This is a genomic window from Coleofasciculus sp. A1-SPW-01 (genome assembly GCF_040217205.1).
GTDB classification, from domain to species: domain Bacteria; phylum Cyanobacteriota; class Cyanobacteriia; order Cyanobacteriales; family Coleofasciculaceae; genus Coleofasciculus; species Coleofasciculus chthonoplastes_A.
Genome location: NZ_JAVJNP010000172.1, coordinates 21,175 through 32,939, shown reverse-complemented (window position 1 = coordinate 32,939; position 11,765 = coordinate 21,175). Strand labels below are relative to the sequence as shown.

At 45.2% G+C, this 11,765-nt stretch carries 9 protein-coding genes and 1 pseudogene; 6 read left to right on the top strand and 4 right to left on the bottom strand.

Features of this window, described 5'->3' with window-relative positions; translation table 11 throughout:
• Positions 1 to 238 precede the first annotated feature (238 nt).
• Positions 239 to 625, top strand: a complete 387-nt coding sequence (locus RH949_RS25600; RefSeq protein WP_446357098.1) for an alpha/beta fold hydrolase — start codon at positions 239 to 241, stop codon at positions 623 to 625.
• Positions 626 to 1,060: 435 nt separating this feature from the next.
• Here RH949_RS25600 and RH949_RS25595 read toward each other — a convergent pair whose 3' ends face one another.
• Both RH949_RS25595 and RH949_RS25590 read right to left on the bottom strand, forming a co-directional pair.
• Positions 1,061 to 1,639 (bottom strand): hypothetical protein, encoded by a 579-nt coding sequence (locus tag RH949_RS25595; protein WP_446357096.1) that lies wholly within the window; start codon positions 1,637 to 1,639, stop codon positions 1,061 to 1,063.
• A gap of 318 nt (positions 1,640 to 1,957) precedes the next feature.
• Complete coding sequence (locus RH949_RS25590) at positions 1,958 to 2,296, bottom strand: hypothetical protein (protein WP_006102471.1); 339 nt, start codon at positions 2,294 to 2,296, stop codon at positions 1,958 to 1,960.
• A gap of 15 nt (positions 2,297 to 2,311) precedes the next feature.
• Here RH949_RS25590 and RH949_RS25585 point away from each other — a divergent pair, with 15 nt between their 5' ends.
• The 3 genes from RH949_RS25585 to RH949_RS25575 all read left to right on the top strand — a co-directional run bounded on the left by RH949_RS25585 (position 2,312) and on the right by RH949_RS25575 (position 8,982).
• Positions 2,312 to 7,189, top strand: coding sequence for an RNase H family protein (locus RH949_RS25585; RefSeq protein ID WP_446357093.1), 4,878 nt, complete (start codon positions 2,312 to 2,314; stop codon positions 7,187 to 7,189).
• 257 nt (positions 7,190 to 7,446) lie between these two features.
• A complete protein-coding gene (locus RH949_RS25580) occupies positions 7,447 to 8,442 on the top strand; it encodes a hypothetical protein (RefSeq protein ID WP_006102532.1) in 996 nt (331 codons plus the stop codon).
• 99 nt (positions 8,443 to 8,541) lie between these two features.
• The gene (locus tag RH949_RS25575; protein ID WP_446357091.1) at positions 8,542 to 8,982 is read left to right on the top strand and encodes a DUF4326 domain-containing protein; all 441 of its coding nucleotides are present in this window, start codon (positions 8,542 to 8,544) and stop codon (positions 8,980 to 8,982) included.
• Positions 8,983 to 9,026: 44 nt separating this feature from the next.
• On the opposite strand, the gene RH949_RS25570 is transcribed toward RH949_RS25575, so the two are convergent.
• Positions 9,027 to 9,290 (bottom strand): GUN4 domain-containing protein, encoded by a 264-nt coding sequence (locus tag RH949_RS25570; RefSeq protein WP_446357089.1) that lies wholly within the window; start codon positions 9,288 to 9,290, stop codon positions 9,027 to 9,029.
• Positions 9,256 to 9,474, bottom strand: a complete 219-nt coding sequence (locus RH949_RS25565; protein ID WP_446357087.1) for a hypothetical protein — start codon at positions 9,472 to 9,474, stop codon at positions 9,256 to 9,258. The genes RH949_RS25570 and RH949_RS25565 overlap by 35 nt, the downstream gene beginning before the upstream one ends.
• A gap of 64 nt (positions 9,475 to 9,538) precedes the next feature.
• Here RH949_RS25565 and RH949_RS25560 point away from each other — a divergent pair, with 64 nt between their 5' ends.
• Together RH949_RS25560 and RH949_RS25555 are read left to right on the top strand one after the other, a co-directional pair.
• Complete coding sequence (locus RH949_RS25560; protein WP_446357085.1) at positions 9,539 to 10,723, top strand: WD40 repeat domain-containing protein; 1,185 nt, start codon at positions 9,539 to 9,541, stop codon at positions 10,721 to 10,723.
• A gap of 181 nt (positions 10,724 to 10,904) precedes the next feature.
• Positions 10,905 to 11,375, top strand: a pseudogene (locus RH949_RS25555) (CHAT domain-containing protein); the annotation flags it as partial.
• Positions 11,376 to 11,765: the final 390 nt, after the last annotated feature.

The following is an 11,765-nucleotide window of genomic DNA, read 5'->3' as shown; positions in this document are numbered from 1 at the left end:
CTGCTCAAAAAAACCCTCAAGAGTCCCCAAAAAAATTACTGTTTCTTTAGAAGATATTCAAAGGTTTAATTTTTCGGACTTTTTGCCTGTATCAGCCATGTAGTTTTTTGTACTTCAAATTGAAGTGCGGAGTCTAGGTTTGATAGTTCCCTGCTGGAGTTCCGGGGTTTGCTCCCCTTATTAACAACCCAGCACGAGACTTGGACAGTGGATCTGTTTGGTTCTGGATTTACAGAGTATGTTCCCACCCTTCCAGTCAATCCTCAAACCATCCGGCAACACCTTTTTAGCGTTGCCAATGATTGACCCAATGCTACTCGATGCGCTGCGCTGTTCTTTGCTACATCAGGAGATGCCAGGATGGAAAGGGGCGATCGCGTCCTTCACCCAAAGTGGAGGTTACGCTAATTTGCGATCTCGTATCGCTCAGGTAAACCATCCTACCCTGATTTTGTGGGGAGAAGCTGATGATGTATTGGGGACGGACGATGCAACCAAGTTTGAACAGTCAATTTCAGGCAGTCAACTGATTTGGATTCTCAAAGCTAGTCATGTACCTCACTACGATCAACCTCAATCTGTTGCCGCGCATCTGCTGACATTTGCCCGACGAGGAGGACATTGATCGCCTATTTGTTTGTGTTATGCTCACTCTCCAAGAGCCTGGGGACTGATAGTCCTGTTTCTTTCGGGTGCGATCACACTCTATCTTAGCAGTAGCTGAAACGCTTTCCTAGACAGAAATTGGCGGTTTTGGGTGGTCAGGTGCGATCGCGCTTTGTCTTAGGGCTATGCCAACCTCTGCAATAATTCAGCTTCAAGGTTTATTGGCTTGACCCGAAAATACTTAACAAATCTAAGTTAGGGAGTGAGAGAAAGCCTACTTATCCGGTTAGCTGGAATATTGCGTGCAAACTTGATATGCTTCCAATCGCCACTTTGTGCGCCATGGCGCACAAATTTTCCCCGCCAACCAGCGCCAAATTCTCCCTTGATGATTCGGTGAAATAACCTTCCAGGGATGCCAATTTGTATGTATACGGAACCAACCTGCTTAGTATTAACTACCACATTTTGCCCTTAGGGGATCGGCCAACGTCGTAGGAAAACACCAGTTATACGACGCCACGCCATTGTTGATATCTTCAATCAATTTAACTGTTTGCTCTTCCTTGCTACTCCACCCCTTCTCCTGATAAAGCTTTCTAGCCGTCTCCAAGTTCCTTATTCCTTGTTGCTTTAATTTTTCTGCCTCTGTCTTACTTTCGTATCGAGTTGCTTGGCTTTGTTTTAAATTACGCAGTGCCATTCTTATATAAACGTCAACGTTCTTGGGATCTACCTGTAAAATTTCTTGATAAATAAGGTCTAACTTTTCATCGTTGTCAGGACGAGTTGAATGACTCAGTAGCTTTTCTTCCTTAAATAAAGCAACGAGAGCCTGACTCTTTTCTTTTGTGTTTTGACTCGACAGTTGGTTGATATTTTTATAGAGATTATCTTCTCTGTTCCTTAACCTTGTGCCAGAATAGACACCAACGATAATCCCTAAAACCAATAAACCAGACAAAAGCTTTCCAGACAAGAGGCTGGCTATTATCTGGAGTAAGCCTATATCATTTTTATTTCTAAACATCATGAATTAAAGGTTTCACTAAATTGGGTTATGCCATTTTATCTCCCTCAAATAAACTCCAATTCAACCCCCATACGAGTTAGTCCCAAAGATAGAGAGATAAAAGTTATCTCTAACCCATAACCTGAATCAGCTTCCTTCAACTTCTATGCCTAAATCTGCCCCTTGATATCCATCAAAAGATAGAAAACAAAAATTTTAATAACTTTGCCGAAGACTACACTGAAGATGCTGATAGACTCGATAACCTCCATGCATACATTCCACACCACCAAGCGGCATCTATTCAAGATACCGCCTCAAGATAAAATGGTAGCCTCTCTAAAACTCTTCCCAAGACGCTATTTCCGCTTCTGAATAAAACTTCGGTTCGTATTTCATCGGCGTCTGGTATTCAATCTCATCAGCTTCAATCAAACCCTGAGACAACGCCTCTTCTAAATCTAAACCTTGGATCTGCATAGGCTTAGGCAACGCCAATTGTCCGTCATCAGGAATTAGGTACGATGATGTAATTTCACCATGACCAATCCAAATTTGCTCAATTTGGTCAATCTCTTCCCTACTTAAACCATGGCGTAACATCCGTTCGCGGGTAGACAGTTTCATCTGTCCATCGGTGTAATAATCTTGTGCGATCCAACGCTCTAACTCTGACATATTCTCCAATGAAGTATGATGATTATCCTTAACCATTTTGACACAAAACTTCAGATTGACACCGGAGTTAAAGAAGAACTCAACAACTCCCTGGCTGAATATTTATTTGCCGATACAAAATTTGCCATCGGACATATCTACGAACAGAGTACAACTCCTGAGGATTTACAACGCCTAGAGGGGATGAGTCCTCAATTTTCCAACGGACTCAAAGTTTACTTTGCTTCAGATGAAGTGAGGGAAAAAGTTTATCCCCAAATGAGCGACGGGGCGGCTTACGGCTCTCTCATTTTCACCCCTTGCCAAGATTTCAAAGAACTACAAAATCTTCGCATCCTTGTCGTCGATGACGAAACAGGTGAAAACGGAGAGATTATCCCGCTTTCCCAGGGCAAAAAACTGGTTGGTGACTGCTACGGGCGAATGAGAACAGACCTCGCTCAAGAACTGACAGGAAACACCACAATTCCGTTCCAATTCCGCCTGGGTATCAAGCCTCAAGAGAATAACAACGTTCATCGCATTGCCAAAGGAACCCTCGCCCCCAGTCGCCAACTGGAAACCCTGGGTCAGCCTAAAATAACCCAGTTATCTGGAGGACAAACTCAGGTTAAAATAGGTTACGACCTTGTCCTGGCGACTAGCTCTTTCAAAGGTCGCAAAGACGCTACTCAAATTCAACCTGGAGAGTATACTTTAACCGTTGGCATTGGCGTCAAAACTCTAGCCAGATACGGCAAGCACAGCCTTGGCACTCAGGTTTTAGTCAACTATCCTCAAGCTGTTGAAACCGATATCATTCCCCGGCTGAATCAGAAAGCTGAACAGCTTGTCGCTATCCAATCTGACCCCAGAAAAATTGCTCAGTACTTCCTACAAAAACACGCCAAGCGATTGCAGCTAATCTCTGCCAATCCAGATAAACAAACACCAAACTCCCAACCCATAGACCTGAAAAACTTCGATGAGGTTTTCCAGCTTATAGAAAACATCGACCAAGAAGAAAACCTCGACTCCGAACCCGAATCCCATCAAAACCAATCATCGAGCCAATTCTTCTACTCCATCTTAAAGAACTGTGTAGATTATCATCCCCAACTGCTGGAACATCCCAATATTGTTAGTAAACTCAGAACACTCATCCGTAACGAATGGATGGACATTGCCACTGGACGGGCTATAGAATTCCAGTCAGGATTAGCTCAACCCAGTCTCGACCTAAAAAAAGATGAAATCTGTGTTCCTTATATTGCACAAGGAGAAAAACTCATTGTTACTCGCTCTCCCTTAGTCAACTCCAATGGTGTAATTATCCTCACCAATCGGCATTTGAAAGAATTTCAACAGGAACAGGGTACCGTTCACATTCACCCAGAAACCGCCGCTACTTACTTACAAGCCGACTTTGATGGTGACCGCCTCGCCTACTCCCTTGCCAAAGAATACCCCACATTAGCGGCTGAAGTAGAACAAAAGCAGCATCCTCTTAACCGACACGCCGATGTTATCAAAGCAGAAAAACAAGAATATATCGCCTCCACATTTGCCGAAATCGCCCTAGCCGCTAGTTCTAACCAAATTGGTATCATCGCCAACGATATCCAAAAAGCTGTCACCCTCGAATGCGAAACCCAATCCCTTCCCCCAGCAGAAAAACGCGGCTATTTGCAAAATCTCGCCCATCAATTTCGCCAAATCCTGGCTAACGGCGAAGCTATTCACCACCTTGACATTCCAGATGCCAAAAAACCCCCCTGTTTATCGCTTCAAGAAAAGCTTAACACCCTTGCCACCTATACTCCTCAATTTGACTCTGATGAAATTGAAAACCGACTCCAGATTGCCAAACGACTATTCTTTGAAACCGTGGACGTTCTCTCCAACGAACTGCAAACGGCTGTCGATGGTGCAAAAAGTGCCGCTCGCCCCAATCAAGATATTCTCACCTTTACCCGCACCATTCTCAATGTCCGAGATGTGGAGTGGATTCGAGATAAAAAATCCCTGGAAGCTTTCGACAGTCGCCCGATGAAAAGTGGGAACTATTCTCCCATCGACAGAATGATTCAACTTGCCAATCAATTTTGGAGTTCACATCAACTTGAATCCCTTCCCACCCATCAATTTGCCAACTTTTTTGACCAAAATTACACCCAACACCAGGAACGCCTTGCTCAGGAAATCGTCAGCACCTACAATTCGTTCTATGCCAGTGCCGTGGCATTAAAGAACCAAGCTCAAAATGAACCGGGTCCTCAACTAATTGCCACCTCAGCCACATCTGGCAAGTCAATTACCCTCACGAATCTTATCCAATACAATCATCCCAACGTTTGGACTAGCAAATCCCTCACCATCCGCCTGAGTGACAACCCCCACAGAACCTCGAAAACGCCGCACCCACTCATGGCTGAAGCCCAGGTTCTCGATAGCCAAGGTCATCCTACTTCTGCTTGGTTACCCCTGGGTACAGTTAGCTTCAATTGTGTCAACGAACAGGGGTTGCGAGATGGGATGATTCTCAAAGGTGCTAACATTAAACTCCAACAGGGGATCACCCCAGAACAAATTGCTGCCAAGTTCAAAGAAGCGATAACCTACGCCGACAGGATACGAACCAACCACGCCCACGAACAGGAGCAACTCCAAGCCGCCATTTGGCATAGTACTCACTCTAGCGACCAAAAAGGCTATGAACAGTATAGTAGGGCTAGTGCCGCGTTTAACATTTTCCCAGAACTTGTCGCCGATCGCGCCCGGGCGTTTCAATTTAGCACTCTCACCCTATCCGGTATACACCACCCTACCAATGAATGGGGTCAGCAATTGAATCATCAAGACATCGAATTTTCTGTCGAACTGGAAACGAGGAACCACCATCCCAACTGGGGGAAGCGGATACTTGTCGTCGATGGTAAGCAAGTGAGTCCCTTTTCGGAAAAGGATTATCAACTTCCGATTGGTACGATGGGCAAAGGAACTCTAATCCCCGCTGAAAGTGCCACCCTCGTCGCTACGACGTCCCCAGGAAACTGGATTAAAATCGGTCAGCTTAGACAGCATGATTTTGCCGGACATGACTTTTCTGGGCAAGCTGTTACCCTGACGATTGACTTCAAAACCACGACGACAAAAAGCGGTAGGACATCCTCGGTTCCTGTTGCTAAAATTGGCGACAAAATTTTAGGGGTTATCGATGCTAAGGATAGAAACAAACTGTTGGCTGGGGGACGACTTAAAAGAGGCGCTAGCTTCACCGCTACCTTACACAATAACCCAGCGACGACCGCCGAGCTGAAAATCCAAGGCGACAGCCTCAACTATCCCGAAATCTGGGTTAACAAAAACGTGCTTATGCAACCGAACCCCTTGGAAAATCTACAACCTATTAATTCAGCCGTCGCCACTCATCAGCAAAAAGATATCGCCATGGCAGATGTGGCAACTCAGTTTATCGGCAAAAGTGCTGCACCTGCTGCAACTCCCTCTAGCACCCGCAATTATGCCCACGCTTGGGGCGAGCGTGCCAATACGGGGGAATACTCACCGGAGGATATTATCATGGTTAGTGGCTCCGGTCCGTGGCGGGGGGTGACGACTGAGCAAATCCAGCACAGGTTTGATTCTCACTACAAACCCTTTTTGGATAAAGCGATCAAGGCAGGTAGCGCTTTTGTGGTTGGTAATGCCAAAGGTACAGATAAATTGGTACAGGAGTACTTAAAACAGCAGGGATATAAACTGGAATCAACCAAAGACAATTACATCCAAGCGGTTAAGAAGCCAGATATGAGCCTCGACAACCCATCACCCCAGAAAAAAGTTGTCATGTACTGCGATGGTTCTAGCTTGGGTAATCCTGGACAGGGCGGTTGGGGGGTAGTGCTATCCTACACCAACCCTCAAACGGGTCAAACGACGACTCGAGAACTATCAGGCGCTGATTCTGAACAGACGACTAACAGCCGTATGGAAATCCTTGCGGCAATTAAGGGGTTGGAAGCGATTCAAGATACCTGTGAGGTGGAAATCCACACGGATTCTAACTATTTAATTGGGGCGATGCAAGGCAACAAACGCAAAGCGAACCAAGATTTACTGACGCGCCTTGATGAACTCAGTCAAAACCATCAGATTTCCTGGCATCATGTTAAGGGACACTCGGGCAATGCTTTAAATGAACGGTGTGACCAGTTGGCGAAACAAGCGGCTAGAGCGGCTCAACGGTTACCGGAAACCCCACCGACTCCCCAGGTAACTCCTGAAGATGCTTCTGTTTCGGTACCCCAGGAGGTGGAACAACTCCAAGAAACTGTGGCTGCGCTTAAAACTCAAGTTGATCTGCAAAATCGGCAAATTGCCCTGCTGCACCACACTATCCAAGAGTTACGGGAAACGATCAATGAGCGAACGCTACTCTCCCATGGGTTAGATCCCTCTAATCGTGACAATTTCATGCAGCAGATTGAGACACTCTCGGTGGCGATCGCGGATCAACTCAAGCGCCAAGGGTATCGATTTGACCCAGAAGCACAGATGGGACAGGATGGGACGCAGAAGTTGGAACGGGTTTCCCCCGATAGCCCCGGTACTGAAACAACCTACCAACGCCCTGACTGGGAAAAACAGATGGTTAAAGCTGCTTTTTCTCTCCTCAATCCTATCTCCCCCGATAGTCAGGGTCGGAGAATCAGTCGGTTTGGTTGTGACTACATTGCGATCTACACCGATACTGAGCGGGAAAAGTCCCTCAAGATTCTGGATGCTAATGGCGATCGCGGATTACTTTACAAAGCCTATCAGGGTAAACCGCCATCCGTTGACAAGTTTTCGTCAGCCGAAAAGCAAGCGTTCCACCCGATGACTCAGAAAGAGGTTTTGCCTGAGTTATAAGCTTGGTAAATTGTTGGATGGCAATTAGTAACAAAAAATTAATCTTTGGGAACTGTAACAGGTTATTAATTGCTTCCGTTCCCTTTTCTTTCAATCCCCCTCTAAGCCTTTACGCCAAAATCTATTGATATCAATGACGAAGAAATTATCCCCAGGTAGGGTATTGTGGAACGCCATGCCCTGTCCCTAATAATCACCGTGGACGAGGAAAAATCTTAAGGATTGATTCACACTTGTGACAACGATGTGACAAATCCGTGACCAGACAGAAAACGGCTGTCAATTCCTGTAACCTGGCGTTTGTAACGTTAGTTGTATACCTTGATGTCAATGGCAAACGTAATCCCATGAAACGGTTCAGAAAAACGCACTCTAAGAGGTTTTCTTCAACACCTGTAGATCCGCAACTTCCCCAAGTTAAACTCAAAACTTTTCTATCGGGACATGAAAGTTTTACAGCTTACCAACTTGCCGATAATCACGTTCTCTTGTCCTTAAATCAAATCGTTCCTTATCCCGGCAGAGAATGCCAAAAAGTGGCACTTTCATTTATCAATTCCAATCACCTTGAAAAAACCCTGGTAACGCTTCCGAATAAGCGTCAATCAACCCTTTATCCCCTACCCACAGTAATCGCCTTCTGGAGTCATCTCAATTCATTGGGACAGCTGCCAGAACGAGAGAAAAAGCTACTGGCGCTCTTTTTAGCTGAACAACCGATTCAAGTTCTCAACGCTAAGGATAGAAACTCCATTCTGCCGCCTAAAAAACAACTGAGTTTTGTTCATCCCCAACAACTGGCTAAATCCTTTAAAATACAGCTAAACCAAGAAATTGAACTTACCATTTTTGTTCAAACGACCAACTACTATATCGACATTTTTGAAGGATTGACTGCCCTAGGGAGTCAACCCACTTGGTTGTTGAACCTTAGCCATTCTAGCCGCAAAAATCAAGCGCTTAAACGAAAGGGTTACAGCGGTCGAATTTATAACCTCGCCTACCAAGACAGTGACGGAATTTTTGAGGTTTCCGCTCTGAAATTTTCCGACTGGTTAGTAGTGTGGGAATATTTTGGAACCAAGGGAAACACTAAAGCCATCGCTATTTTGAGAAGCTTTGCCCACATCAGTTTGCATCAACGAATAAAAGATGCTTGTTTAGTGATGGCGGAATCCAATGCTACTCCTGTTGGACAGAAAGTCCTTCACCTTTCCCATAACTCTAATGCTGATAATCAGTTGGCTCAATAATAATTTGTTTTTCCCGTAGAGATGTAGCAGGCTACGTCTCTACTAGGATGAGTTTAGCTATCGCTTTTTTTTGATGAACAGTTAGCCAACTCATTAATCATGAGCTTTGACCAACACCTTAAAGTTGCCGCCTTGGGTAAAACCTTAAGTCCAGAACTAGGATGGGAAGATATTCGGGTGGATAGAGCCAGTTTCTTGGGAAATCCCTTTGAAATTACTGCTAAAATGGACAGAGACGCGGTAGTTGAAGCGTTCAGACAGTGGTTGTGGGAAATGATTAAACTGAATCAACACAATCCCAACAGCAAGGTTTCACTCCAGAGGTGGACTCAACAAGGATACACCGTAGCCAAACGGTTCAAACATCCAACGGCTAGCCAAGTTGTTAATGAATTAAAACAGCTTTGGCAGAAGTTGAAAGCTGGTAAGAAAATCAGACTTTTGTGTTGGTGTACCCCGCGCTTGTGTCATGCTGATATTATTGTCAGATGTTTGATTAAAGTTGAACATGATGTTAGGTTACAAGGGTTACTGACCTGAATATTAGGACGTTGTTCATCTCCCCTGATGATTAGACTTGATGATTAAATGCGCCAGAACAGCGTGACTAAAATTGCCCAACCTGCGAAAAGTGGCGTTTGATTCGATTTAGACCCCCCCATGTCTAGCCAACCGCCACAGGGGAGATGTCCTGGAGGTGCATTGAGACTGAAGGTGAGATCGGCTGGAGTTCGCCATTCGTCTTTTTCGGGAACATACCAGCCGACGCGATCGCTAAATTGTTTGTAGGTATTATAGTTATAATCTCTGGGTTTACCGCCAACTTGGGTATAGAGATCCCGTTGCACCCGAAAGCCGAACGTGCCAATTTAGCCATGCACAAAACCGATTTTTCTGGGTAATCGTTAATCCCTGAATCGGTGTTTCAGCCTCTTTAGGGGTAAATGGGTGGGTTGACTCCTGGTTGGGTTGATCATGTTCACCTGTCTTTTCTAGGGCGTTAATAAACAGGTGGTATTCTGCATAGGTCACATAGCTGGTATCAATTTCCAAAGTTTGATCAATTCGCAGGAAATTACCCAGTCGCCGTGCTAATTTGACCTCAGCCGCTAATTGCGCGATCGCGGGTCAGGAGACGCTAAACCCGCTTCTAGGCGCTGTTTCAGGTCTTCCCGCCCGCCTATGGGATACTCAAGGCAATCTTCTAACCGAGTTCCGAGGGCATAAGTCTTTTGTCAACAGCGCAGTATTTAGTCCTGATGGCAGCCAAATTCTCACTACCAGCAGTTATGGAACTAGTCGCCAGTGGGATATAAACGGTAATCTTCTAACCGAGTTTCGAGTGTATGCTCAGGGCGTCAACAGTCTGGTATTGAGTCCTGATGGCAACCAACTCCTCACAGTCGGAACTAAAAGCTTCGACTTGTGGGATACTTCTGGGAATATCTTAGCCAAGTTCCGCCGAGGGCATGATGGTTTTATCACCAGTGCAGTATTTAGCCCTGATGGTAACCAAATCCTCACTGCTAGTTATGATAACACTGCTCGCCTGTGGGATACAAAAGGTAATCTTCTAGCCGTGTTCCAGCATAATAGTAGAGTCAATAGTGCAGTATTCAGCCCGGACGGAAACCAAATCCTGACTGCTGCTCATGATCACACCGCCCGCCTGTGGGATATATCAGCCGGAATGCAGATTTCTGCTCCTGAAGTAGCCTTTCACCAAGGAATTCAACTCACCCAACAAGGTACTATCGAATCGAGACAACTTGCCCTTCAAAAATTAGAAGAATCCCTTGAACTCTATCGTGAAGATAACAACCACGCCCAAGCCGCCGAAGCTCTATTAGCAATCGGCATTGGCAACATCCACACCACATCTAAAGACTGGTCAACTGCCCTGAATGCCTACAACCAAGCCCTGATTATCTCCCAACACCTTAACGACCAAATCAAACAAACCACAATTCTCAACCAAATCGGCAAAGTACACGCCGCATCCGGTCAAGAGTCTACCGCCAAAGACTACTACAACCAAGCCTTAACCTTATCCCAACAATTCGATTACCCAACCGCACAAGCCAACATTCTCTACAACCAAGCCACCCTCAACCGCCAACAAAATAACCTCACTGCTGCCAAAACCGAAATCGAAACAGCCATCACTATAATTGAGCAACTCCGCACCCAAATCGCCAGCCAACAACTACGCCAATCCTACTTCGCCCATAACCAAGACTATTACCAACTCTACATATCTGTGGGCAATTACCCAAGATAGCATTACCAGTTATCAACTTCCCCCCAGAAGTGAAATTGAAACAGCCGCCCAATCCTTCTTCAGATTCACCACCGATTCTAGTGCTACCTTTGATGAAATCCTACCCGTCTCTACTCAACTGACAAAACTGATTCTCCCTAACCTAGAGAAACTCTCACAAAAACGCTTCAAAGTCAAACGTCCCGATTTAAGCAACTATAAAATTATTCATTTTGCCACCCATGGCATCCTCAATCGTGAGTACCCCGAACTATCAGGATTAGTCGTATCATTAGTAGACCAACAAGGCAACCCACAAAACGGCTTCTTACGCCTAAATGACATTTTCAACCTAAATCTCCCCGCCGAATTAGTTGTCTTAAGCGCTTGTCAAACAGGTAGTGGGAAAAATATCAAAGGAGAAGGGATTGTGGGATTGACAAGAGGATTCATGTATGCAGGCGCACCAAGAATCATTGCTTCATTATGGAATGTAAATGATGCCTCAACCGCCGAACTCATGAGTCAATTTTATCAAAAATATCTCCAAGAAAATATGCCTCCAGCCGAAGCCTTGCGACAGGCACAATTAGCCATGTGGCAAAGTGAAAATATTGATTGGCGAAACCCTTATTTTTGGGCAGCCTTTACCCTTCAGGGAGAATGGCGTTAAATCAAAATATGCCATCATTATGTAGGGGCGCACCGACGTGCGCCCAGTTTAATTGTATCCACCAACTTATACGTTGAACAGAAGTTGTAACGTGGTTGACAACCCCAGCTATCCTCTAGCTGACTTTCTTTCATGATAGGCTCCCAGAAGAGAGCGATCGCGGCTTAATTGGGATATAAGCTGTCATGCATTTAAATTGGGTATTAGTAGCGAGCAAGATGCTCGCACTACAAGGATTTCACCATTATTGACATTAAGGTTTAAATGCCGAACAGCTTAGTCACAGGATTTGCTAAAAAGAACATGACCCAGAAATTGTCTCTGCACTGCGGAGACAATTAATATCATTTCCGGTCAAACACCCCTAATAAAAACACCTGAAACCTCTGT